The organism is Streptomyces asoensis (assembly GCF_016860545.1).
GTDB classification, from domain to species: Bacteria; Actinomycetota; Actinomycetes; order Streptomycetales; family Streptomycetaceae; genus Streptomyces; species Streptomyces asoensis.
This window is the reverse complement of record NZ_BNEB01000001.1, coordinates 615282-637773: the sequence shown is the minus strand read 5'-3', so window position 1 is coordinate 637773 and position 22492 is coordinate 615282. Positions and strand designations below refer to the sequence as shown.

General features: G+C 71.9%; 23 protein-coding genes and 1 pseudogene. 13 read left to right on the top strand and 11 right to left on the bottom strand.

Annotated elements, in window-relative coordinates; translation table 11 throughout:
* Positions 1–34: 34 nt before the first annotated feature.
* A complete protein-coding gene (locus tag Saso_RS02765; protein WP_189918516.1) occupies positions 35–889 on the top strand; it encodes an NAD-dependent epimerase/dehydratase family protein in 855 nt (284 codons plus the stop codon).
* Between the two features lie 59 nt (positions 890–948).
* Here the strand turns inward: Saso_RS02765 and Saso_RS02760 are convergent, their stop codons facing one another.
* The 4 genes from Saso_RS02760 to Saso_RS02745 all read right to left on the bottom strand — a co-directional run bounded on the left by Saso_RS02760 (position 949) and on the right by Saso_RS02745 (position 4968).
* Positions 949–2208: an MFS transporter gene (locus Saso_RS02760; protein WP_189917598.1), complete on the bottom strand. Its 1260-nt coding sequence runs from the start codon at positions 2206–2208 to the stop codon at positions 949–951.
* Entirely contained in the window at positions 2205–3527 is a 1323-nt protein-coding gene (locus Saso_RS02755; protein WP_189917596.1) for a GH1 family beta-glucosidase, read from the bottom strand. Before Saso_RS02755 ends, Saso_RS02760 begins: the two co-directional genes overlap by 4 nt.
* Before the next feature lie 82 nt (positions 3528–3609).
* Complete coding sequence (locus Saso_RS02750) at positions 3610–3876, bottom strand: protealysin inhibitor emfourin (protein WP_189917594.1); 267 nt, start codon at positions 3874–3876, stop codon at positions 3610–3612.
* Positions 3877–3897: 21 nt separating this feature from the next.
* Positions 3898–4968, bottom strand: a complete 1071-nt coding sequence (locus Saso_RS02745) for a M4 family metallopeptidase (protein WP_189917592.1) — start codon at positions 4966–4968, stop codon at positions 3898–3900.
* A gap of 366 nt (positions 4969–5334) precedes the next feature.
* On the opposite strand from Saso_RS02745, the gene leuA reads away from it, so the two are divergent.
* A complete protein-coding gene (gene leuA / locus Saso_RS02740) occupies positions 5335–7056 on the top strand; it encodes a 2-isopropylmalate synthase (RefSeq protein ID WP_189917590.1) in 1722 nt (573 codons plus the stop codon).
* A 185-nt stretch (positions 7057–7241) separates the two neighbouring features.
* On the top strand, positions 7242–7937 hold the full coding sequence (locus Saso_RS02735) for a TerB family tellurite resistance protein (RefSeq protein WP_189917588.1): 696 nt from the start codon (positions 7242–7244) through the stop codon (positions 7935–7937).
* A 37-nt stretch (positions 7938–7974) separates the two neighbouring features.
* Here Saso_RS02735 and Saso_RS02730 read toward each other — a convergent pair whose 3' ends face one another.
* Positions 7975–8940: a hypothetical protein gene (locus Saso_RS02730; protein ID WP_229901007.1), complete on the bottom strand. Its 966-nt coding sequence runs from the start codon at positions 8938–8940 to the stop codon at positions 7975–7977.
* Between the two features lie 167 nt (positions 8941–9107).
* A pseudogene (locus Saso_RS02725) lies at positions 9108–9593 on the bottom strand (SigE family RNA polymerase sigma factor); the annotation flags it as partial.
* Between the two features lie 80 nt (positions 9594–9673).
* Between Saso_RS02725 and Saso_RS02720 the strand changes: the two are divergent.
* Complete coding sequence (locus Saso_RS02720; protein WP_189917586.1) at positions 9674–10135, top strand: protein-tyrosine phosphatase family protein; 462 nt, start codon at positions 9674–9676, stop codon at positions 10133–10135.
* Here Saso_RS02720 and Saso_RS02715 read toward each other — a convergent pair.
* Positions 10116–10577, bottom strand: coding sequence for a GNAT family N-acetyltransferase (locus tag Saso_RS02715; RefSeq protein WP_229901006.1), 462 nt, complete (start codon positions 10575–10577; stop codon positions 10116–10118). The genes Saso_RS02720 and Saso_RS02715 overlap by 20 nt on opposite strands.
* 178 nt (positions 10578–10755) lie before the next feature.
* On the opposite strand from Saso_RS02715, the gene Saso_RS02710 reads away from it, so the two are divergent.
* Genes Saso_RS02710 through Saso_RS02685 form a run of 6 tightly spaced genes read left to right on the top strand, consistent with a single transcriptional unit; the run spans position 10756 to position 17348 of the window.
* Positions 10756–11541 (top strand): SCO2525 family SAM-dependent methyltransferase, encoded by a 786-nt coding sequence (locus Saso_RS02710; RefSeq protein ID WP_229901004.1) that lies wholly within the window; start codon positions 10756–10758, stop codon positions 11539–11541.
* A 51-nt stretch (positions 11542–11592) separates the two neighbouring features.
* A complete protein-coding gene (locus Saso_RS02705) occupies positions 11593–13452 on the top strand; it encodes an SCO2524 family protein (protein WP_189917582.1) in 1860 nt (619 codons plus the stop codon).
* 2 nt (positions 13453–13454) lie between these two features.
* Positions 13455–14375: an SCO2523 family variant P-loop protein gene (locus tag Saso_RS02700; protein WP_189918510.1), complete on the top strand. Its 921-nt coding sequence runs from the start codon at positions 13455–13457 to the stop codon at positions 14373–14375.
* Positions 14360–15364 carry an SCO2522 family protein gene (locus Saso_RS02695; protein WP_372442398.1) on the top strand — a complete coding sequence of 335 codons (1005 nt, stop codon included), beginning with the start codon at positions 14360–14362 and terminating at the stop codon, positions 15362–15364. The genes Saso_RS02700 and Saso_RS02695 overlap by 16 nt, the downstream gene beginning before the upstream one ends.
* Position 15365: 1 nt before the next feature.
* Positions 15366–16328 carry an SCO2521 family protein gene (locus Saso_RS02690; RefSeq protein WP_189917578.1) on the top strand — a complete coding sequence of 321 codons (963 nt, stop codon included), beginning with the start codon at positions 15366–15368 and terminating at the stop codon, positions 16326–16328.
* A gap of 51 nt (positions 16329–16379) precedes the next feature.
* Complete coding sequence (locus tag Saso_RS02685; protein ID WP_189917576.1) at positions 16380–17348, top strand: hypothetical protein; 969 nt, start codon at positions 16380–16382, stop codon at positions 17346–17348.
* Positions 17349–17357: 9 nt separating this feature from the next.
* Here Saso_RS02685 and bla read toward each other — a convergent pair whose 3' ends face one another.
* The gene (gene bla / locus Saso_RS02680) at positions 17358–18260 is read right to left on the bottom strand and encodes a class A beta-lactamase (RefSeq protein WP_189917574.1); all 903 of its coding nucleotides are present in this window, start codon (positions 18258–18260) and stop codon (positions 17358–17360) included.
* Positions 18261–18478: 218 nt separating this feature from the next.
* Here bla and Saso_RS38715 point away from each other — a divergent pair, with 218 nt between their 5' ends.
* From Saso_RS38715 to Saso_RS02670, 3 genes are read left to right on the top strand one after another with little or no spacing between them, the layout of a single operon-like run.
* Positions 18479–18601, top strand: a complete 123-nt coding sequence (locus Saso_RS38715; RefSeq protein ID WP_267933640.1) for a hypothetical protein — start codon at positions 18479–18481, stop codon at positions 18599–18601.
* Complete coding sequence (recO, locus tag Saso_RS02675) at positions 18598–19347, top strand: DNA repair protein RecO (RefSeq protein WP_189917572.1); 750 nt, start codon at positions 18598–18600, stop codon at positions 19345–19347. Before Saso_RS38715 ends, recO begins: the two co-directional genes overlap by 4 nt.
* Positions 19348–19378: 31 nt before the next feature.
* Positions 19379–20230 (top strand): isoprenyl transferase, encoded by an 852-nt coding sequence (locus tag Saso_RS02670; RefSeq protein ID WP_189917570.1) that lies wholly within the window; start codon positions 19379–19381, stop codon positions 20228–20230.
* A 37-nt stretch (positions 20231–20267) separates the two neighbouring features.
* Here the strand turns inward: Saso_RS02670 and Saso_RS02665 are convergent, their stop codons facing one another.
* From Saso_RS02665 to Saso_RS02655, 3 genes are read right to left on the bottom strand one after another with little or no spacing between them, the layout of a single operon-like run.
* Entirely contained in the window at positions 20268–20687 is a 420-nt protein-coding gene (locus Saso_RS02665; RefSeq protein WP_189917568.1) for a Fur family transcriptional regulator, read from the bottom strand.
* A 59-nt stretch (positions 20688–20746) separates the two neighbouring features.
* Complete coding sequence (locus Saso_RS02660; protein ID WP_189917566.1) at positions 20747–21649, bottom strand: metal ABC transporter permease; 903 nt, start codon at positions 21647–21649, stop codon at positions 20747–20749.
* Positions 21649–22482: a metal ABC transporter ATP-binding protein gene (locus Saso_RS02655; protein WP_229901001.1), complete on the bottom strand. Its 834-nt coding sequence runs from the start codon at positions 22480–22482 to the stop codon at positions 21649–21651. The genes Saso_RS02660 and Saso_RS02655 overlap by 1 nt, the downstream gene beginning before the upstream one ends.
* Between the last annotated feature and the right edge of the window lie 10 nt (positions 22483–22492).

Sequence of the window (22492 nt, the reverse complement as noted above, 5' to 3'; positions counted from 1 at the left end):
GGGGTCACCGGACCGAAGGAACACGGGAGTGACGATGCTGACACTGGTGACGGGGACGACGGGACAGGTGGGACGGCGCTTCGTGCCGAGGCTGCTGGCGCAGGCCAGGCCGGGAGAGAGGGTGCGGGTCCTGGTGCGGGACGCCGCCCGGGGGGAACGCCTCGCGGAGCTGGGCGCCGAGGTGGCGGTCGGGGATCTGCGGGACGCGGAGGCCCTGGGCAAGGCGGTGGCCGGGGCGGACGCCGTGGTGAACGTGGCGGCCTCCTTCCGGGGGGTGCCGGACGAGGAGGCGTGGGCCGTCAACCGGGACGCGGCCGTCGAACTGGGCCGTGCCGCGCTCGCCTCCGGCGTACGGCGCTTCGTGCAGGTCAGCACGGGGCTGGTGTACGGCCTGGGGCGGGGCCGCCCGCTGACCGAGGAGGACGAGAGCCGGCCCGGCGGCGCCATGTGGGGCGCCTACACCGATTCGAAGGCCCACGCCGAGCGGGAACTGCTCGCGCTGGAGGGCCTGGACGTGTGCGTCGGCCGCCTCCCCTTCGTCTACGGGGAGGGCGATCCGCACCTCGCCCAGTCCCTGCGGTGGGCCGCGCACTGGGCGGCGGGGCAGATGCTGCACATGGGCCACCACGCGGACGTCGCCCAGGGGCTGCTGCGTCTCCTGCACGCCCCGGGGATCGGCGGCCGGATCTACAACATCGCGGACGACGCCCCCGTCACGGCGGTCGACCTGCACCGGCTCAACGGAATCGAGGTCCCCGCCGAGCTGTACACCCGCACGGACCCCGACCCGTGGTCCGCGGTCGTCTCGACCGAGCGGATCCGCCGCGAGCTGGGCTACCGCCCGCTGTTCCCGAGCGCCTGGGCGGCCCGGGAGGCCGGCGCCCTGTAGGCCCCGGGACTCCGGGGCCCCGGGACTCCGGGACATGCTCGGGGCCGACGTCCGGAAGGTCAGTCCACGGACCTGATCCGGCCCACCAGCACCGCCCCCGCCAGGCCGACCGCCGCCGCCACCAGGTACAGCACCCGGTAGCCGCCCAGGTAGGTCACGACGGGGGCGGCCAGCACGGGCGCCGCCACCTGGGGCAGGGCGTTGGCCACGTTGATCACGCCCAGGTCCTTGCCCCGGTCACCGGCCTTCGGCAGCACGTCCGTCATCAGCGCGAAGTCGACGGAGGTGAAGACCCCGAAGCCCACGCCCAGCACCGCCGCCGCGACGACCGCGCCCGGCCAGGTCTGCCAGAGCGCGAGGCCCGCCGTCGCCACCGCCATCAGGACGCCCGACCAGATCACGAACGGCTTGCGCCGCCCGACCCGGTCCGACCAGGCGCCCCCGACGACCACGGTCGCCAGCAGCGTCAGACCGTTGACCGCCGTCAGGATCAGCACGCCCTGCTCGGGGTCGGAGTGGTGCAGCCGGTCGCGCAGGTAGTAGAGGAGGTACAGCAGCACCAGCGCGTTGCTCAGGTTCATCAGGAAGCGGGTCAGCCAGGCCCAGGCCAGGTCCGGATAGCGGCGCGGACTCAGCCAGAAGCCGGCCGCGAAGCCCCGCCAGGACCAGGCCGGCCGGTCCGCCACGGCCAGCCGCAGGTCCTCGTACCGCAGCACGTACGGCAGGACGCCCAGCGTCGTGAACACCGCGCACGCCACGTACCCCGCCCCGACGCCCCCGGCGGCCGTCGCGAGGCCCGTGCCGCCGACCACGCCCAGGATCTGCGCGGCGCCCAGCCAGCCCCCCACCGAGCCGCGCTGGAGCCGGGGCACCCGGTCGGGCACGGCGGCCGTCACCGCGGCGAAGGCGGCGTTCAGGGTCAGCTGGACCAGGCACCAGCCGAGCGCCATGGTCCACACGCCGTCCGCGCCCGCGAGCAGCAGGAGCGACAGGGAGCCGCCCGCCGTGCCCGCCACGATCCACGGCGTACGGCGGCCCCGCGCCGACGTCGTGCGGTCCGACAGCGCGCCGAAGAGGGGGTTGGCGGCCAGGGACACCACTGCGCCCACGCCCGTCACCCAGGCCAGCATCGTCTCCTTGGACATGCCCGAACCGGGGGCGAAGTCCTCGGCCTGGGAGGCCAGCAGGATCTGGAGGGGGCCGTACCAGCCCACCCAGATCGCCCCGTTGGCGAGGGACAGGGCCGACGTCCAGCCCCGGCTCACCCGCTCCACGGGCTCGGCCAGGGCGGCCGCCGGGGCCCTGTCCGCCGTCGTCATCTCTGCGCCCGCAGGACGTCCCGCAGCCAGGCGTACGACGCCTTCGGGGTGCGGGCCTGGGTCTCGAAGTCCACGTGGACCAGGCCGAAGCGGCGCGCGTAGCCCTCCGCCCACTCGAAGTTGTCCAGCAGCGACCACACGAAGTACCCGCGCACGTCGACGCCCGCCTCGCAGGCCCGGTGCAGGGCCCGCAGATGGCCGTCGAGGTAGGCGATGCGTTCCTGGTCGTCCAGGCCCTCGTAGCTGCATCCGTTCTCCGTGATGACGACCGGGGGCAGCCGGTCGCCGTAGCGGTCGCGGAAGGCGGTGAGCAGTTCCGTGAGGCCCTCCGGGACGACCGGCCAGCCGAAGTCCGTCACCGGGACGTCCTCGATCTGCCGCACGGAGAAGGGGAGTTCGGCCGGCATGGTGATGCCGCCGAACTCGATCTCGGTGCCCTGCGGGGCGCCCACCTTCGTCGGGGCGTAGTAGTTGACGCCGTAGAAGTCGAGCGGCTCGCAGATCACCTTCAGATCGCCGGCGACGTCACCGGGCATCAGCTCGCCCAGCCCCTCCGGGTACTCGCCCAGCAGCAGCGGCTCCGCGAACAGCCTGTTGAGCAGGACGTCGTAGAAGGCGGCCGCCTCCAGGTCGGCGGGCTCCCGGGAGGCCGGCCAGGTCGGGCCGTGCGAGTTGGCGATGCCGATGTCGGCGGCGCCGGCCGCGCGCAGCGCCTGGACGGCGAGACCGTGTCCCAGCAGCTGGTGGTGGGCGACCGGGAGCGCATCGAACAGGAGCTGCTTGCCGGGGGCGTGGGTGCCGAGCGCGTGTCCCAGCAGGGTGTGCTCGGCCGGCTCGTTGATGGTGATCCACTTCTGTACCCGGTCACCGAGCCGGGCGGCGACCACGGAGACGTACTCGGCGAACCGGGACGCCGTGTCCCGCTCCAGCCAGTCGAGGCCGGCCGGCAGGTCCCAGTGGAACAGGGTGGGGACCGGGCGGACCCCGGCCGCGCACAGCTCGTCGACGAGCCGGTCGTAGAAGTCGATGCCGCCGGGCGAGTTCACCCGCGGCCACGAGACGGAGAAGCGGTAGGCGTCCACGCCCAGGCCGGCCAGGAGCGCCACGTCCTGGGGGTAGCGGTGGTAGTGGTCGCAGGCGACCGCCGCCGTGGAGCCGTCCTTCACCCGTCCCGGCTCGGCGGTGAACGTGTCCCACACGGAAGGGTCGCGCTCGTCCACCGCGCCCTCGATCTGGTGTGCGGAGGTGGACACGCCCCACAGGAAGCCGTCCGGGAACCGGGGGATCGGGTGCGCTGCGTCGCGCGGATCGTTCGCCATGGGCCGGATCATCCTTACCGATGGGTAAGCAAGTCAACGCCCGGGCGTGAACCGCCCGTTCGCACCGCGCGGGGGTGCGTGCTCAGGCCCCCTCCTTCAGCACCCGCGAGACCAGTTCCCGTTGCTCCGGCGTGAGGCCCGGGTCGGCCGCGTACACCGTCTCGCCGTCCACGGTGATCTCGTAGCCGAAGCCGTCCGGCACGCCGGACGGGGGCGCGGCCGAGCCGGCGGCGACCGCCCGCTCGGCCAGGGCCTGCCACTCGTGCGCGTCGGGCCGTGCCGAGGTGTCGACCTCGGCACGGCGCTCGATGCCCGCGAAACCGCCCGTGCGACTCACCTGGATACGCATGGGTCCCTGTCTATTACGGACTCAGAGAATCCGCACCCCCACCTGTTCCCACGCCTTCGACACGGCCTGGAGCTCCTCCCCGCCGTCGCCGAAGCGCTCGCGCGCGGCCTTCACGGTGAGTTTCGCGAAGTCGGAGAAGAAGGCCCGCTCGCCGAGTTCGCCGCCGGTCAGCACGTCGTACCAGATCTGGCCGGCCTTCTCCCAGGCGTGGCCGCCGAGGGCGGTGGCGGCGAGGTAGAACGCGTGGTTGGGGATACCGGAGTTGATGTGGACGCCGCCGTTGTCCCGGCCGGTGCGGACGTACTCGTCCATCGTCGCGGGCTGCGGGTCCTTGCCGAGGACGTCGTCGTCGTACGCGGTGCCCGGCGCCTTCATGGAGCGCAGGGCGGTGCCGGTGACGCCGGGGGCGAGCAGGCCCGCGCCGATCAGCCAGTCGGCCTCGGCGGCGGTCTGGCCGAGGGAGTACTGCTTGATGAGCGAGCCGAAGACGTCGGACATCGACTCGTTGAGGGCCCCGGGCTGGCCGTTGTACGTCAGGTTGGCCGTGTACTGCGTGACGCCGTGGGTGAGTTCGTGCCCGATGACGTCGATGGAGTTGGTGAAGTCGACGAAGATCTCGCCGTCGCCGTCCCCGAACACCATCTGCTCGCCGTTCCAGAAGGCGTTGTTGTAGCCCTCGTCGTAGTGGACGGTGGCGTCCAGGGGCAGACCGTCGTCGTCGATCGAGTGACGCCGGTAGGCCTTGAGGTAGAGGTCGAAGGTGGCGCCGAGCCCCGCGTAGGCGCGGTTGACGGTGGCGTCCTGGCCGGGTTCCTGGCCCTCGGCGCGGACCTTGGTGCCGGGCAGGGACGTACCGTGCCCGGCGTCGTAGAGGGTGCGCAGCGGCTGGTCCGACGGCGCCTTGGCCGCCGGGGCCGAGAGGAGGCCGTACTCGGTGTTCACCTGGCGCAGTGCGCGCAGCTCGCTGTCGCGCAGGATGGTGCGCCGGGCCGGACCGGACAGGGCGGGGTCCTCGCTCCGCGCGAGACGGTCGAGGACGTGCGGTGGAACGACGGTGCAGAAGACGGGCCGGAAGCCCCCGTGAGTCGTCATGCCCGGCACCCTTGCACCGCGTGACGCCGATGTCACCACCCGCAACCATGATTGGTGAAATACGGTGACAAAGGGGCCCCGCCGGTGACGCCCGGTGGTATGGCTCGCGGACGGAGAGTGGCGTTCCGCACGTTCCGCACCTTTTTCAGTGGTTCGTCCTGGCGGTCCCGCATACTGGAACGGACCCGCGCGACGGATGCGGCTCGGCTAGGCTGCGGAGCACTATGCGTTTCGGGCTGCTTCTCCTTAGCTGCCGCGGCGAGGGCCTGTAGTAGAGGCCGACCCCCTCCCCGCGGTGCTTGGTGTTGCGCGTCGGCCGTCCTTCCGCCCGGACATTCTCCGGTCACCCCGAGGAGCCCACGCCCCATGGCGAACCGCCAGCAGCCCAGTCACATGCCGATCCACAAGTACGGACAGTACGACCAGGTCGACATCCCCGACCGCACCTGGCCCGGCAACCGGATCACCGTCGCCCCCCGCTGGCTCTCCACCGACCTGCGTGACGGCAACCAGGCCCTGATCGACCCGATGTCGCCCGAGCGCAAGCGCCGGATGTTCGACCAGCTGGTCAAGATGGGCTACAAGGAGATCGAGGTCGGCTTCCCCGCCTCCGGCCAGACCGACTTCGACTTCGTGCGCTCGATCATCGAGGAAGAGGGCGCGATCCCGGACGACGTCACGATCTCCGTACTGACCCAGGCCCGCGAGGACCTGATCGAGCGGACCGTGGAGTCCCTGAAGGGCGCCCGGCGGGCGACCGTCCACCTGTACAACGCCACGGCCCCCGTCTTCCGCCGGGTGGTCTTCCGCGGCTCCAAGGACGACATCAAGCAGATCGCCGTCGACGGCACCCGCCTGGTGATGGAGTACGCCGAGAAGCTGCTGGGCCCCGAGACCGAGTTCGGCTACCAGTACAGCCCCGAGATCTTCACCGACACCGAGCTGGACTTCGCGCTGGAGGTCTGCGAGGCGGTGATGGACGTCTACCAGCCCGGCCCGGGCCGCGAGATCATCCTGAACCTGCCGGCGACCGTCGAGCGTTCGACGCCGTCCACCCACGCCGACCGCTTCGAGTGGATGAGCCGCAACCTCTCCCGCCGCGAGTACGTCTGCGTCTCGGTCCACCCGCACAACGACCGCGGCACCGCCGTCGCCGCCGCCGAGCTGGCGCTGATGGCCGGCGCCGACCGCGTCGAGGGCTGCCTGTTCGGGCAGGGCGAGCGCACCGGCAACGTCGACCTGGTCACCCTGGGCATGAACCTGTTCTCCCAGGGCGTCGACCCGCAGATCGACTTCTCCGACATCGACGAGATCCGTCGTACGTGGGAGTACTGCAACCAGATGGAGGTCCACCCGCGCCACCCGTACGTGGGCGACCTGGTCTACACGTCCTTCTCCGGCTCCCACCAGGACGCCATCAAGAAGGGCTTCGACGCCATGGAGGCCGACGCGGCCGCGAAGGGCGTCACCGTCGACGACATCGAGTGGGCCGTCCCCTACCTGCCGATCGACCCGAAGGACGTCGGCCGTTCCTACGAGGCGGTCATCCGGGTCAACTCGCAGTCCGGCAAGGGCGGTATCGCCTACGTCCTGAAGAACGACCACAAGCTGGACCTGCCCCGCCGGATGCAGATCGAGTTCTCGAAGCTGATCCAGGCCAAGACGGACGCCGAGGGCGGCGAGGTCACGGGCGGTGCCATCTGGGCGGTCTTCCAGGACGAGTACCTGCCGAACCCGGAGAACCCCTGGGGCCGCATCCAGGTCCGCACGGGGCAGTCGACCACGGACACCGACGGCGTCGACACCCTGACCGTCGAGGCCACGGTCGACGGCGAGGACACCGTCCTGACCGGCTCCGGCAACGGTCCCATCTCGGCCTTCTTCAACGCCCTGGAGTCCGTCGGCATCGACGTACGCCTGCTGGACTACCAGGAGCACACGATGAGCGAGGGCGCCTCCGCGCAGGCCGCCTCCTACATCGAGTGCGCGATCGGCGACAAGGTCCTGTGGGGCATCGGCATCGACGCGAACACGACGCGTGCGTCGCTGAAGGCGGTCGTCTCGGCCGTCAACCGCGCGACCCGCTGACCCCCCTGACCGGGAACTTCGGGCCCTGACCGTCTCCTCCGGCGGTCAGGGCCCCGTCGTTTCTCGGCCACCCTGGTGTGCAGGTCACGGGAAGGTCTCGTCCTGGGTGCTGACTACACCTCATGGATGTGGCTAACATCACGGAGGCGCGCGGCGATGTTGCCGCGGGGTTACGGAGGTGCGACGTGCTGCCAGAACGGGGACGAGACGGCCGTGCCACCGGGCTTGCCCGCATCCTGGGCACCCGCACCTCGTGGACGCCCGCGGGGGACGGCGAGTTCTTCTGCCCGGGCTGCGGGGGCGACCGCAACTTCCAGCGGCTGACCGGCCGCCGCCGCTTCACGCTCCTCGGCCTGCCGGTCGTGCCGCGCGGTGAGACCGGCCCGGTCGTCGAGTGCGCGGCCTGCCACCGCCACTACGGCACCGACGTCCTCGACCACCCGACCACCGTCCGCTTCTCGGCGATGCTCAGGGACGCCGTGCACACCGTCGCCCTCGCGGTCCTGTCCGCGGGCGGCACCTGCGCCCGTACGTCCCTGGAGACGGCGGCCGGTGCGGTGCGCGCGGCAGGGTTCGCCGACTGCACGGAGGAACAGCTCGCCGCCCTCGTCGCCGCCCTGGCCTCCGACACCGGCAGCAGCCACGGCGAGGCGTACGGTCCGGGCCTGGCCATAGAGCTCCACGAGGCCCTCGACCCGCTCGCCCCGCACCTCGCGGCGGTCGGCCGCGAATCGATCCTGCTCCAGGGGGCCCGGATCGCCCTCGCGGACGGCCCCTACACCCCGGCCGAACGCGAGGTCCTCGCCACGGTCGGCGCGGCCCTGACGATCCACGCGGACGAGGTGACCCGGCTGCTGGTGGCGGCCCGCACGCCCTCCTGACGCCCCCCGCCCGGCGGGCCCGGTCGGCTCCGTCCGGTCAGGGGAGGGTGCGCTGGTACGTCCGGTCCTGGTCGGAGTCGTATACCTGCTTGCCGGCCTTGTCGTAGCCCTTGACGTGCGGAGCCAGCGTGACCTGCCGGTCCAGCAGACCGGCGGCGACGAACCAGCCGTGGTCCAGCGTCGCGGTCACCGGACTGCCGTCGCCGTAGGAGACGGTCACCTCGGCCACCGACGCCTCGACGGTGCCGAACACCCCCCACCGGAACGGCAGCTTCCAGTGGCCCTTGTCGATGTACGACTGCTGGTACAGCTCACCGCTGTTGGCGTCGACGGAGACCGGTCCCGTGCCGGGCACGGAGGCGTCGATCGCGCCGGCGCTGATGCCCGAGGCGACCCCGTCCTTGACGGAGCAGACCAGCCAGCGGCCCGCGGGCCGCTCCTTCACCGCGGCGATGTAGACGCCGTCGCCGGGGGCGTTGGAGTCACCGGTGCTCCCGATCGCCAGGATGATCCGGTAGTCACCGGCCTCGCCCAGGTCGGCGCCGCTCCCGGGCGGCCCGCCCTCGGCGTCCAGACACTTCGCCAGGCCGTCCGCCGCCCGGGCGAAGGTGATCCCGTCGAGCAACTGCCCGTCCGTGGCGGGCCGCGCGGGCCCGCCCGGTGACGCCGGCGCCGCCGAGGCCGACGGGCCCCCGCCGCTCGGGCCGGTGCTCCCGGTGGGGCCGTGCGGGGTGCTCACCGACGGTCTCGGCACCGCCGTGTCGGCCCGCCCCCCGCCTCCCCCGGACACGGCGTACGCCCCCACCGGCACCGCGGCGAGCGTCATCAGCGCCGCCCCGGCGACCGCCGCGCGCCGCCGCCGCTCGGCCAGTCCGCGCCGCCGGATCGCCGGATAGGGCGCCGGCGAGGGCCTGACGGCGTACGCGTCCTCGGCGAGCAGTTCACGCATCCGCTCCTCGAACCCGAAGTCCTCCCGGTCCGCCCGCTCTCCCGAACCGTTCACCTGCTGCCTCCCCGCACCTGATCCCGGACCCGCACCGGGCCCGCGCCCTGTTCCCGCTCCTGCTCCCGCCCCCGCTCGGGACCGGAGGCGGATGTCGCTCCCGGTTCCGGGGCGGGCGCCGCCTCCTGTTCCCGGGTTCGTCCGTCGCCGGTGTCGCGGCCGGCGGTCAGGCCCGGGCAGGCGCGCAGCTTCGCGAGCCCCTTCGACGCCTGGCTCTTCACCGTGCCGGGGGAGCAGCCCAGCACCTCGGCCACCTCCGCCTCGGACAGGTCCTCCCAGTAGCGCAGGACGACCACCGCCCGCTGTCTCGGCGGCAGCGCGGCCAGCCCGGCCAGCAGGGAGCCGCGCTCCTCCACCCGCCCGGCACCCTCGTCGCGTCCGGCCCGCTCCGGCGGCGCCGCGGTCAGCGCCTCGGTGACCCGCCGCTTGCGGAACCGGTCGCTGTTGCACGTCACCAGCATCCGCCGCACGTACGCCTCGGGGTTGTCGCTGCGCGATATCCGCCGCCACGACCGGTACGCCTTGGCCAGCGCGGTCTGCGTCAGGTCCTCCGCGTGGTGGACGTCCCCCGTCAGCAGATACGCGGTCCGCACGAGCCGTGACCACCGGGCTCTGACGAACTCCTGGAACCGGTCCTCTAGTTCGGCCTGCATCAAGCACCCTCCTCACCCTCCGGACCACGGGTCGGGCGGAATCGGTTGCCTGGGAGCCGGGACCGCGTTCGAATGGGGCGATGAAGAGTGACGCGTGGGCCTGGAGCGCCGGGCAGCCCGGGGTGCTCGTCCTGCCGTCGGGCCGCCTGGTCCGGGGCCGCGGTCTGCGCCGCCCGCTCGATCCGGCGGCTCCCGCCCCGGCGTTCGGCGTCTACCTGCTCGGCGCGCGGCCCCCGAGCCCGCCGTGGGAGTCGCACTGGCTGCGCTGGCCCGACTTCCGGCTCCCGGCCGACCGTGCGCGGGCCCGCGAGGTCCTCACGCAGGCATGGCGGCGCGCGGCCGACGAACGGGTCGAGATCGCCTGCCACGGCGGCCGCGGCCGCACCGGAACGGCCCTGGCCTGTCTGGCGGTGCTGGACGGCGTCCCCGCGCAGGAGGCGGTGGACTTCGTCCGCCGGCACTACGACCGGCACGCGGTGGAGACCCCCTGGCAGCGCCGGTACGTACGCGGTTTCGGTGGGCTCACAGGGCCAGGGTCATGAGGAGACGGTCCTCGCCGGGGCCGAAGTAGTCCGGGTGCGGCCCGCCGGGATCGGCGACGAAGCCCAGGGAACGGTAGAGCGCGATGGCCGAGTCGTTGCGCGGTTCCACGGAGAGCCGGACCGAGTGGGCGCCCTTGGCGCGCAGCTGGCCGAGCAGTCTCGTCATCAGTTCCCGGCCGAAGCCCTTGCCGCGCAGCCGGGGGGTGATGGCGAGGCTCAGGACCCAGCTCTGCGCGTCGTTCGGCGCGGTGCCGAGCACGTATCCGTAGAGGTCCGAGCCGTCGTCCACGACGTAGACGAGGCCGGTGCAGGCGGTGAGGAGTTGGCGCAGGACGAAGAACGGGTAGGGACCGTGCGGGAAGGCGTCGGCGTCGAGCCGCACGATATGAGGCAGATCCGCCTCGGTGACCGCTCTGATCCGTAAGGGTCTTTCTCCGGACATCTGGCTCAATGTCGAACCGGTGCCCGACGGAGAACGGTCTCCGGGAAGAGGATTCATGCGGTCCCCTTGTGAAGTGTCGACAAATCGAATTGGAGTCAGTGCGATTTGCGTATCTGATCTCCATCATTGCCCGGTGCACGCACTCCTTCAAGACCCATGCGTCCTGCTACGCTGAATCATGACCTCGGTACCGCCTGCCGCTGACCAAGAGCTGAATGACGATGTGCTGTGGGACGCCTTCGATCCCCGTGTGTACATCAGTCACAATTACCTCGAGATGCAGGCTGTCGACGAGGAGATTCTCTCCCACGTGCGCGATCACTTCAGTGATCACTTCCGGGGCGGCGGGCGGGTCGCTTCCGGTATCGACGTCGGGGCCGGGCCCAATCTCTATCCCGCTCTCGCCATGCTTCCCTGGTGCGACCGGATCACGCTTCTGGAGCGGTCGGCCCGCAATCTGGACTATCTCCGTGGCCAGTGCCCGGACTACGCCCCCCACTGGGACCAGTTCTGGAACGTCCTGTGCAAGGACGAGGCATATGCCACGCTCGACATGGCACCCCGGGTCCGGTTCAAGGAGGCCGTGGGGCAGCCCGAGCCGGGCAGTCTCTTCGATCTCTGTGCCGACGAGCGCCGCTGGGACCTCGGCACCATGTTCTTCGTCGCCGAGTCCATCACCACCTCCCTCGCCGAGTTCCGGCGCGGCGTGGGGTGTTTCATGAACGCCCTGAAATCCGGCGCGCCTTTCGCCGCCGCTTTCATGGAGCATTCCGAGGGATATCAGGTCGGCGCCCACAGGTTCCCGGCCCGCGATATCGACGAATCCGAGGTGCGGACGGTTCTCGGCGCATACGCCGAAGATGTCGAGATCCATCGCACGGCCAATCCGCAGCAGCTGGTGAGGGACGGTTACACGGGTATGATCCTGGCCTGCGGGAAACGAAAAGCCCGGCACGAGGAGTGAACTGCCGGACATACTTTTCCATGGTGACGGGCCCGGGTGAGGGGGATGGGCGTGCAGATCAAACCGAGACAGAATCTGCTCGAAGTGTGGCAGGCCATCGCGCGCCATTCCTTCGACAGCGGGGCATGGGAATGGGGAGAATGGGGCGGCCGTAGCAGCGTCGCCGACGCCGAGCGCCTGCTCTGCCTTCTCTACCCCGCCACGGAAATCGAGCCGTTCCGTCTGGACGACCCCGACACCACACAACTGGACGTGGAACGGGCCCTGCGGAACGCGGGCGACTCCAGCGAGATCCCCATGAACCTCGTGGAGATCCTCGGCGATTTCATGGACAGGCACCGCGGCGAGGAGAGCCCCACCTTCGCCGGCGGCTACTACTTCGCCCCCGAGGACCCGGAGCTGGAACTCTCCGAGGAACAGGAGCAGGTCGGGGTCGTCGACTCCTACTCCATGTCGATCACTCTGTGCCTGGCCACCCTCGGCTTCCTGAAGGTCTACCGGGGCAAGACGCAGCGGGCGAGCACGCTGGCCCGCATCGACGAGCTGAGGGAGGCGACCAGCGCCCGGCTGACCGCCGCCATGGTCAGCCTGCTGCGCTCCTTCACCGTCAACGTCGTCGACATCGGCTCCGACCAGGGGCAGGCGCTCGCCCGGCTGCTCGGCCGGGGCAGGCTGTCCGACCGCCAGATCCTCCAGCGCTTCCAGGAACGGTTCAAGTCGCTGCGCGCCCTCATCAGCGAGAGCGTCACCCTCGGTCTGGACACCGACGTCGCCGACCAGCTCCGCAACGAGAACCGGCTGTTCGAGTGCGGCTGGGCCTGGAGCCTGGTGAAGGGCGCCCCCGAGGTCGAGGTGGAGGCGCAGACCGCCCAGGACATCGGCAAACAGCCCCAGGGCGTGGCCAAGGCCGTGCCGTACCTGTACTTCACCGTCGTCGCCCTCGACGGCATCCCCGACCTGTCCTCCGAGCGCACCCTCGTCCTCGGTCTGCTCACCGCCGAACAGCAGCGGCTCGCCGACGCGTTACGGCTGCGCTGGGAGATCACCCAGCAGTACTGGTCCGGCATCGCCCGCTTCGACGCCGCCACCTGGCCGCTGGAGGAGATCCCCTGGCGCACCACGCTCCAGCAACTGGAGTCGGAGTACTTCTCCCTCTCCGTGGCCTCGATCCTCGTCCACGACCTGGTGCGCCGCCGGGCCACCGACGACGACCTCACCCGCACCGTCGCCGTCATGGAACGCCTCGCCGAACGCGGCCGCATCACCAGCCGCACGGCCCGCGAGGACCCGGCGATCGGGCTGCACAACCCCGGAGTCACCCTGCCGCTGCTGGGCAGCGAGGAGATCGGCCCGGCCATGAAGTGGACGATGGCCGACTTCTCGGCCCAGCTGCTCAAACGCACCATCCAGCTGTGCGCCCTGTCCCGGAACATCGGCTCCCAGGACCGGCTGCTCTCCCTCGCCGAGAGCATCCTCGACCACCTCTGGGCGCGCCGGATCAGCGAGGGCGACGGGGTCGGCCTGTGGGACAACGTGCACGCCGTGTACCCGGAATCACCGGTGCGCACCGGGCCGCTGTCCTGGAGCATCACCGAGCGCGTCACCGAGTGCATGGTCGCCGCCCACGGCCTCTACAACCAGGATCCGATCCGCAGCCCGGAGATGACCTCCCTCGCCCAGGCGGCGCTCAGCGAGGCGGCCCACCTCTTCGGCAAGGAGCAGCTGGAGCAGCCCGCCCCCGCGCCCAAGAGCCCCCAGGGAGAGGAGATCAAGGGCATCGAGGCCGACCTGCGCCGGGCCCGGCAGCTCCTCGACAAACAGCCCGGGACCGCCCACGCGCTCGCCCTCGGCGTCCTGGCCCGGCTCTACGCCCTGGCCCGCGCCCGGGGCGCCGACGCCCTGGGGGTGTGACGGTGCTCGTCTTCGCCGCCTCCGACAAGGGAGGCACCGGCCGCTCCGTCACCAGCGCCAACCTCGCCTACCACCGCGCCCTGGACGGGGACGACGTCTGCTACCTGGACTTCGACTTCGGCTCGCCCACCGCCGCCGCCGTCTTCGACCTGCCCGACGTCCTCTCCGAGGCCGAGGGGCGCGGGCTGCACTCCTATCTGAAGGGCAAGACCGGCGAGCCGCTGCGGGTCGACGTCTGGGCGCGCACCGAACACCCGGTCCTGCGCGGCCGGCCCAGCGGCTCCGGACGGCTGGTGCTGCTGCCGGGCGACCGCACGGGCGGGGAATTCGTCACCGACGAGGAGAACCTGCACCGCTGTGTGGACCTCGTGCTGCGGCTGAAACGCGAATTCGACCTCATCATCGTCGACCTGAGCGCCGGACGCAGTTATGCGATGGACCTGGCCCTCGCCGCCACCTCACCGCGCGGCGGGCTCGGCCGCCTGAAGAACCGCTGGCTCGTCTATCACCGGTGGACCCGCCAGCACGTCATGGCGGCGGCCGAACTCGTATTCGGCAAACAGGGCATCGTGCAAGCCGGTACGGCCTTCGGACACCCGCCGGACGCGCTCGGCGGCGCCATCCGGTTCGTCCGCGCCGCCGTTCCCGATCTGGAGTCGCCGTTGTGGTCCCAGGTGTCGCCCGCGCAATACGCGTGGATGCGGCAGTGCGACAAGGAACTCGAGGAACTCGCGGCCGGCCGGGGCATCGGCAGGACCAGGGTGCTGGCGTCCATTCCCCTGGAACCCGTGCTCCAGTGGCAGGAACGCCTCATCACCGACGAGGACGTGCACGACCGCCGGATCGCCAACAACGAGACCTGGCAGGCCATCGGAGACCTCGCGCAGCGGCTGACCGACGACAAGTTCTGGGGGCAGTTGTGAAAGGGCCGGGCACCGCATTCCGGGAGAGCAGCGCCGACCCGCGCACCGAATCCGTGCCCTTCTCCCATCTCTCCCTGGAATTGGGCCACTTGTACATGGAGGACTTCGCCGAGGGGCCCACCAGGCTGCGCCGGCACTTCGCCGCCGTACGGCCCTGGGTGGAGGCCGCCCGGGCAGGCCTCGGCCCGCTCGCGCCGGGCCGCCGGCCCCGGATCAGCACCTGCTTCCTGATCGACGACTACTTCTCCCGGCTGTCCACCCCCGCCGAACTGATCCCGCCCCTGCTGGAGGCGGCCGCCGAGGCCGGGCTGACCATCGACTACCTGGCCCGCGAGTCGGGCTGCGCCGGCCCCGCGGCCGACGGCTCCCGCCACCGCGACCGGGCCGTGCTCGCCGAGTCCGTCCTGCACCGGCTGGTGGAGTCCCCGCCGCCCGGCAGCAACGGCTTCCGCCCGCCCGTCGGCCGCACCGGCTGGCTCACCAACGGCCGCCGCACGCCCTCGCAGCGCACCTCCGCCGCCCTCGACGCCACCGGCGTCTGGCAGCCGCCCAGCGAGACCGAGGCCCGCGGCCACTCCGTCTTCCTCGACGTCGAACTGTGGAACGGCCCCGAGGACGGCCGCACCTGGTCCTGCGCCTTCCTCGCGGCTGTCTGGCAGCTCGTCCGGCTCGGGCTGCTGCGGCACAACGGCGCCGCCGTGCTGACCCCCGTGCGGTGGGAGGACGGCACGTTCCCCGCGGACTGGGACGCGCTGCCGCCGGTCCTGCGGCTCAACCCCTCCGCGACGCCCTTCACCGCCTACGCCACCTGTAGCGTCCTGCCGTCCCGGTTCCTGCCCGTCGAACACGCCGTACGCGTCATCCTCGACCAGGTCCACGTCGAGGCCGAGGCGCTCGCGCAGGTCGCCGAGCGGTCCGCCGGCGAGGGCTTCCCGGTGCCCGCGGGCGTCGTGGACCGCACGTCCTACGTGTTCCCGCCGGGGCTGTGACATGGGCGGCCTGGGCACGACCTCCGGTCCGGTCCTCGCCTGCGGGGAGGTGCGCACCTGCCTGCTGCCCCACCGCAGGGCGGTGGACGAACCGACCGCCGTGCGGCTGCTGGGGCTGCGCGCCGACGAACCCGTACGGACCTCCCGGCGCCCCAACCGGCACGCCTGCTCGCCCGGCGTCCTCACCGGCGTCGACTGCCTGCTGCCCACCGCCACCGGGGCCAAGGTCCGCGCGGTGGGCACCGTGACGGCCCACGCGGGGCTCGTCGAAGGCCGCGTTCTCCAGTCGACCGCGTACTTCTCCGCCCCGGCCGAGGGGCCCGATCGGCGCCGGCCCTGGGGGTACTACCTGGTCCGGCCCGGGCTTCTGGTCCCGGTCGGCCGGCTGCCCGGCAAGTCGGTCACCGAGGGCTTCCTGACCGGACACCAGCAGGACCGGCTGGACGTCGGCTCGATCGCCGAGAGCCTGCTGGCGAGGATCTCCCGCCACGACCTCCTGGACCACGACGCCCCGCTCACCACGACCGACACCAGCCTGCGCTGGACCGCCTCGCCCGCCGGCGACGGCGAGCCGGCCTCGGCGCTCCTCACCGAACTCGGCTCGGGACTGCGGATCGCCGAACTCCGGCTGCCCCGGGGCACCACGCCCCTGGCGGCGGCCGCGCTCTGCGAGGACCTGGCCCTGCACGACTGGCTGCTGACGACCGTCGGCGACAAGCTCGACGGCCTGCCGCCCGGCTCCGAGAACCAGGCGGCCGCGCTGAAGGTCCTGCGTCCGCTCGTCGACCACCTGCTGCACCTGTGGATGCCCCGGGCGCGCCTGGACCGCGCCCTGAGCCCGCTCTGGGAGGAGCTGGAGCGGCACCCCGGGTTCAGCAGGCAGTGGAACACCATGGCACAGCGCATCCGGGACCAGCTGGCCCTCCAGAACCTCATCCGGGGCGACGCGCCGGCCCGGTCCTGACGGCATCACTACACCTGCTCGCGCACGATCCCGACGGGGGGAGAAAGAGAGATGAATGCACCGACGAACTCGTACGTCCGGGGTGACCGGATCCGCGACGGCGAGGGTGCCCGGCATGTGACGCAGAAGATCCTGATCACCGTGGTGGCGGGCGGCGTCGTCTTCCTGCTCACCAATGTCGTCGGACCGTCCGACGAGGACGGTCCGTGGCAGCTCGTGCTCTCGGTGCTGTGCGGCGGCATCGTGCTGATCGTCCAGTTCCTGGCGTCCTTCGTGAGCCAGCTGGCCGAACTCAGGGAGTCGGTGGACAAGCGGTTCGCCGACATAGGCGAGGCGACGAAGCTCTTCACCGAGGTGGAGAAGCTGCGCGGCGACGGGGTGCCCCGGCTCGCCGAGCACGCCACGAAGGTCGTCTCCATGGGCCCCGAGATCCTGCACGGGTTCGCCCACGCGGAGATCGACCGGCTCGCCGCGCAGATGGAGGACTTCACCAACCTCAGCGCCGAGTGCGCGGGCGAGAACCACGACTGGCTCCTCACGCTCACCAAGTGCGCGCGGACCAGCATCGACGCCATCAGCACCACCGTCGTCGACGACGGGTTCTGGAACACCGAACCGGCCGGACGCTATCTGACCGCCCAGCGCGAGGCGATCCTCGAGCGGCAGATCCGCGTCCGGCGCCTGTTCATCGTGAAACAGCCCGAGGAACTGGCCGCCCTGGAGCCGATCTGCGCCGAGCAGCGGGAGATGGGCATCCAGGTCCAGGTGGTGGCCCTGGAGGCGCTCCCGCTCTATCTGCGCCGCGGCAAGATGATCGACTGCATCGTCTTCGACGGCGTGCTGACGTACGAGATCCACGCCGACCAGCTGAGCGTGAACACGTCGACCACGGTGAACGCCCGGGCCGACGAGGTCCAGCCGCTGATCCGCCGCTTCGACCAGCTGTGGGAGGCCGCCGCCCGGGGTGCCTCGCCGAACGGCACCCCGGACAGCGTCCGGCTCGGGCCCAACGGCGCCTAGGGGGTGTCCCTAACCCAGCGTCTGCGCCAGCAGCTTCGCCGTCTCCACGATCAGTTCGTTGTCGTAGGCCGCCTCCCGGTCCGGCTTGGTCAGCTGGACCACCAGGACGACGGGGGCGCCGTCCGGGGTCCAGGCGACTCCGGCGTCGTTGTTGGCGCCGTACCAGCCGCCGCCCGTCTTGTCGGCGACCGTCCAGGTCGGAGGGAGTCCGGTCCGGAAGCGGTTGGCGCTGGTCACCGTGCCGAGCATCCACTCGGTCAGGCGCCGGCGGTCCCCGGCGGCGAGCGCGTCGCCGAGGACGAGCCGGCCGTAGGTGCGGCCGATCGCGGCCGGGCTCGTGATGTCCGTGATCCGGTCCGGTTCGGCCGAGTTGAGGTCCGGCTCCCAGCGGTCGAGGCGGGTGACGCGGTCGCCGACGGAGCGGGCGAAGCGGGTGAGCCCGGCGGGGCCGCCGATCTCGCGCAGGAGCAGGTTGCCGGCCGTGTTGTCGCTGCGCCGGATGGCCGCCGCGGCCAGCTCGGCGATCGTCAGGCCGTTGGCGACGTTCTCCTCCAGCTGGGTGACCGGGGAGTTCTCCACCACGTCCGCGTCGGCCCAGAACACGCGGCGGTCCAGCGTGCCCTCGGGCAGGTCCCGCAGGACGGCCGCCACCGCCAGGACCTTGAACAGCGAGCAGACCGGGAAGCGCTCGTCGGCCCGGTAGCGGACCGACCGCCGGGTGCGGACGTTGTGACCGAACACCCCGAGGCGGGCCCCGTGTGCCGTCTCCAGCTCGCGCAGCCGCGCGGTGACCGGGTCGGTGCCCGCCGCGGCGGTGCCCGCCGCCCCGAGCAGGACGGCCGTGGCGCCCGCACCGGCCGCCAGCAGGGCGCGACGGGAGGGCGCGGGGGAGGCGGACGGGGCGGAATCCATGGAAAGGGTGGAATGGGAAGGAAGGGTGGTTAAGGGGGAAAGGTGCGAGCTCGAGATCGTTCTCTCCGTTCGTCGAGGATCATGCTCTCTCCTGTCACGGACGCCCCACGGCCCCCGGCGGTTGCCCGGGCCACCGGTCGGGCCACCGGTCGGGCCCACGGCCCGGCGGTTCCCGGCGGGGGGCACACCACCCCTTCGGCGTAGGCGAGAATGGGCGCATGAGCCTGTTCCGCGACGACGGCATCGTGCCCCCCACCCGGCGGCCGGGTGCGGCGGACCGCGCCGCGCCGCGGGCCCGCCCGGACCGGCCGGCCGCCACCGCCCGCGGCGGTGTGCGATGAGTCTCTTCCGGGACGACGGCATCGTCCTGCGGACCCAGAAGCTCGGCGAGGCCGACCGCATCATCACGCTGCTGACCCGCGGCCACGGCCGGGTGCGGGCCGTCGCACGGGGCGTGCGGCGGACGAAGTCCAAGTTCGGCGCCCGCCTCGAACCCTTCTCCCACGTCGACGTGCAGTTCTTCGCGCGGGGCAGCAGCGAACTGGTCGGCCGTGGTCTGCCGCTGTGCACCCAGAGCGAGATCATCGCCGCGTACGGCGGCGGCATCGTGACGGACTACGCCCGGTACACCGCCGGGACGGCCATGCTGGAGACCGCCGAGCGGTTCACCGACCACGAGGGCGAACCGGCCGTGCAGCAGTACCTGCTGCTCGTCGGAGCGCTGCGGACGCTGGCCCGCGGTGAGCACGCCCCGCACCTGGTCCTCGACGCGTTCCTGCTGCGGTCCCTGGCCGTGAACGGGTACGCCCCCAGTTTCGGCGACTGCGCCAGGTGCGGAATGCCGGGACCCAACCGGTTCTTCTCCGTCGCGGCCGGCGGCTCCGTCTGCGCCGACTGCCGGGTGGCCGGCAGCGTCGTACCCTCTCCGCAGACCCTGGTCCTGCTGGGCGCGCTGCTCACGGGAGACTGGGAGACGGCGGACGCGTGCGAGCCGCGCCACGTCCGCGAGGGCAGCGGGCTGGTGTCCGCCTATCTGCACTGGCACCTGGAGCGCGGCCTGCGCTCCCTCCGGTACGTAGAGAAATAACCGAGCGAGACTCAGAGGAGACGAGAGGCACATGGTCGTACGCGGGTTCCTGGGGCGGCAGCGTCGCGAGTACAGGACGCCGGAGCCGCACCCGTCCGGCGCGCGCCCGCCGAAGCTCCCGGGCGAGCTGGTCCCCGAGCATGTGGCGATCGTCATGGACGGCAACGGCCGCTGGGCCAAGGAGCGCGGGCTGCCGCGCACCGAGGGGCACAAGGTCGGCGCCGAGCAGGTCCTCGACGTGCTCCAGGGCGCGGTCGAGATGGGCGTGCGCAACATCTCGCTGTACGCCTTCTCCACCGAGAACTGGAAGCGCTCGCCCGACGAGGTCCGCTTCCTGATGAACTTCAACCGGGACTTCATCCGCAAGACCCGTGACCAGCTCGACGAGCTCGGCATCCGGGTGCGCTGGGTGGGCCGGATGCCCAAGCTGTGGAAGTCGGTCGCCAAGGAGCTCCAGGTCGCCCAGGAGCAGACCAAGGACAACGACCGCCTCACCCTGTACTTCTGCATGAACTACGGCGGCCGGGCGGAGATCGCGGACGCGGCGCAGGCGCTCGCCGAGGACGTGAAGGCGGGGCGTCTCGACCCGTCCAAGGTCACCGAGAAGACCCTCGCCAAGTACCTGTACTACCCGGACATGCCGGACGTCGACCTGTTCCTGCGGCCGAGCGGCGAGCAGCGCACCTCCAACTACCTGCTCTGGCAGAGCGCGTACGCGGAGCTGGTCTTCCAGGACGTGCTGTGGCCGGACTTCGACCGCCGGGACCTGTGGCGGGCGTGCGTGGAGTTCGCCTCCCGCGACCGCCGTTTCGGCGGCGCGGTCACCAACGAGGAACTGCTTGCCATGGAGGGGAAGACTCCGGGTCCGGAGGCCGGCGCGTAGTCCGCGCGGCTGAGCGGCCACGCGGGCGCGCGGCGGCTCAGCCGGCGGAGGCGTTCGCGCAGTCCGCGCAGGTGCCGAAGATCTCCACCGTGTGGGCCACGTTCACGTAGCCGTGTTCCGCGGCGATCGCCTCGGCCCACTTCTCCACCGCCGGGCCCTCCACCTCCACGGCCTTGCCGCAGACGCGGCAGACGAGGTGGTGGTGGTGCTCGCCGGTGGAGCACCGGCGGTACACGGACTCGCCCTCGGAGGTGCGCAGGACGTCGACCTCGCCCGCGTCGGCGAGGGACTGGAGGGTGCGGTAGACCGTGGTCAGGCCCACCGAGTCGCCCTTGTGCTTGAGCATGTCGTGCAGATCCTGGGCGCTGCGGAACTCGTCGACCTCGTCGAGCGCGGCCGCCACGGCGGCACGCTGCCGGGTGGAACGGCCCTTCACGGGCGGTCCAGCGGTGGTCACCGTTGCCTCCTCACGTCTGCGGCTTGCCGGGCCATTGTGCCAGCACCGGCTGTGCGCGGTCAGACGCCGACTTCCTCACCCGGGGACCGGGTGGCCGGAATCGTGCACTCCGCCGGGTCGCCCCCGGGGTGTGCCGCGGCCAGCGCCCGGGCGCGGCGGCGGGCCAGCGGAGCGGCCAGCACGCCCAGCGCGAGGAACGCGGCGATGGTCAGCAGGACGATCGTCGCACCGGGCGGGACGTCCTGGTAGTAGGAGGTGACGGTGCCGCCGATGGTCACCGTCACGCCGATCGCGACGGCGATCGCGAAGGTGGCGGCGAAGCTGCGGCTGAGCTGCTGGGCCGCGGCCACCGGGACCACCATCAGCGCCGACACCAGCAGCAGGCCGACCACGCGCATTGCCACCGTGACGGTGACCGCCGCCGTGACCGCGGTCAGCAGGTTCAGCGCGCGCACGGGCAGGCCGGTCACCCGGGCGAACTCCTCGTCCTGGCTGACCGCGAAGAGCTGGCGGCGCAGGCCCACCGTGACGGCGACCACGAAGGCCGCGAGCAGGCAGATGGCCGTGACGTCCGACTCGGAGACGGTCGACAGCGACCCGAAGAGGTACGACGTCAGGTTGGCGTTCGACCCGCTCGGCGCGAGGTTGATGAACATCACGCCGCCGGCCATGCCGCCGTAGAAGAGCATGGCGAGGGCGATGTCGCCGCGGGTCCTGCCGTACCAGCGGATCAGTTCCATGATCACCGCGCCGAGGACGGAGACGGCCGTCGCCATCCATACCGGGGACCAGGAGAGCAGGAAGCCCAGACCGACGCCGGTCATCGCCACATGGCCGATACCGTCGCCCATGAGGGCCTGCCGGCGCTGGACGAGGTAGATGCCGACGGCGGGGGCTGTGATGCCGACCAGGACGGCGGCGAGCAGGGCCCGCTGCATGAAGGCGTAGTTCAGGAGGTCCATCAGCTCAGCAGTCCCGTGCGGATCGTCTCGGCGCCGGCGGGCGCGTGGGGGTGTACGTGGTCGTGGCCGGGCAAGGCGTGCTGGCCGACGGCCGGGGTGGGCGGGCCGTCGTGCAGGACGCAGCCGTCGCGCAGGACGACCGCCCGGTCGATCAGCGGCTCCAGGGGACCCAGCTCGTGCAGCACGAGCAGGACCGTCGTGCCGGCCGCGACCTGCTTCTCCAGCGTCCGCGCCAGGACCTCCTGGCTGGCCAGGTCGACGCCCGCCATCGGCTCGTCCATGATCAGCAGTTCGGGTTCCGCGGCCAGCGCGCGGGCGATGAGCACGCGCTGGTGCTGCCCGCCGGAGAGGGCGTCGACGCTGTCCTTGGCCCGGTCGGCCATGCCCACGAGGTCCAGGGCGTGCCGTACGGCCTCCCGGTCGGCCTTGCGGAAGACGCCGAAGCGGGTGCGGGAGAGGCGGCCCGAGGAGACCACCTCCGTCACCGTGGCCGGGACCCCGCCGGCGGCCGTGGTGCGCTGCGGGACGTACCCGATCCGCGCCCAGTCCCGGAACCGGCGGCGCGGGGTGCCGAACAGCTCGATCTCCCCGGCGCTGACCGCGACCTGGCCGATCACGCTGCGCACGGCGGTGGACTTGCCCGAGCCGTTCGCGCCGAGCAGGGCCACCACCTCACCGCGCCGCACGGTGAGGTCGATGCCCCGCAGCACGGGCCGCGAGCCCAGTTCCGCGCGGACCCCGCGCAGCGCGATGACGGACTCCGTCGGGACGGATCCCGAGCGGGGTCCCGACGGGACGGACCCGGTCTTCGCGTCGGTGACGCTCGCGTCCATGACGCCCTCC

What these genes read in the sequence shown, in the direction of transcription:
- Saso_RS02765 (WP_189918516.1), top strand. Translation starts at nt 35, where the DNA reads ATGCTGACACTGGTGACGGGGACGACGGGACAGGTGGGACGGCGCTTC.
- Saso_RS02760 (WP_189917598.1), bottom strand. Translation starts at nt 2,208, where the DNA reads ATGACGACGGCGGACAGGGCCCCGGCGGCCGCCCTGGCCGAGCCCGTG.
- Saso_RS02755 (WP_189917596.1), bottom strand. Translation starts at nt 3,527, where the DNA reads ATGGCGAACGATCCGCGCGACGCAGCGCACCCGATCCCCCGGTTCCCG.
- Saso_RS02750 (WP_189917594.1), bottom strand. Translation starts at nt 3,876, where the DNA reads ATGCGTATCCAGGTGAGTCGCACGGGCGGTTTCGCGGGCATCGAGCGC.
- Saso_RS02745 (WP_189917592.1), bottom strand. Translation starts at nt 4,968, where the DNA reads ATGACGACTCACGGGGGCTTCCGGCCCGTCTTCTGCACCGTCGTTCCA.
- leuA (WP_189917590.1), top strand. Translation starts at nt 5,335, where the DNA reads ATGGCGAACCGCCAGCAGCCCAGTCACATGCCGATCCACAAGTACGGA.
- Saso_RS02720 (WP_189917586.1), top strand. Translation starts at nt 9,674, where the DNA reads ATGAAGAGTGACGCGTGGGCCTGGAGCGCCGGGCAGCCCGGGGTGCTC.
- Saso_RS02715 (WP_229901006.1), bottom strand. Translation starts at nt 10,577, where the DNA reads ATGTCCGGAGAAAGACCCTTACGGATCAGAGCGGTCACCGAGGCGGAT.
- Saso_RS02710 (WP_229901004.1), top strand. Translation starts at nt 10,756, where the DNA reads ATGACCTCGGTACCGCCTGCCGCTGACCAAGAGCTGAATGACGATGTG.
- Saso_RS02690 (WP_189917578.1), top strand. Translation starts at nt 15,366, where the DNA reads ATGGGCGGCCTGGGCACGACCTCCGGTCCGGTCCTCGCCTGCGGGGAG.
- Saso_RS02685 (WP_189917576.1), top strand. Translation starts at nt 16,380, where the DNA reads ATGAATGCACCGACGAACTCGTACGTCCGGGGTGACCGGATCCGCGAC.
- bla (WP_189917574.1), bottom strand. Translation starts at nt 18,260, where the DNA reads ATGGATTCCGCCCCGTCCGCCTCCCCCGCGCCCTCCCGTCGCGCCCTG.
- Saso_RS38715 (WP_267933640.1), top strand. Translation starts at nt 18,479, where the DNA reads ATGAGCCTGTTCCGCGACGACGGCATCGTGCCCCCCACCCGGCGGCCG.
- recO (WP_189917572.1), top strand. Translation starts at nt 18,598, where the DNA reads ATGAGTCTCTTCCGGGACGACGGCATCGTCCTGCGGACCCAGAAGCTC.
- Saso_RS02670 (WP_189917570.1), top strand. Translation starts at nt 19,379, where the DNA reads ATGGTCGTACGCGGGTTCCTGGGGCGGCAGCGTCGCGAGTACAGGACG.
- Saso_RS02660 (WP_189917566.1), bottom strand. Translation starts at nt 21,649, where the DNA reads ATGGACCTCCTGAACTACGCCTTCATGCAGCGGGCCCTGCTCGCCGCC.
- Saso_RS02655 (WP_229901001.1), bottom strand. Translation starts at nt 22,482, where the DNA reads ATGGACGCGAGCGTCACCGACGCGAAGACCGGGTCCGTCCCGTCGGGA.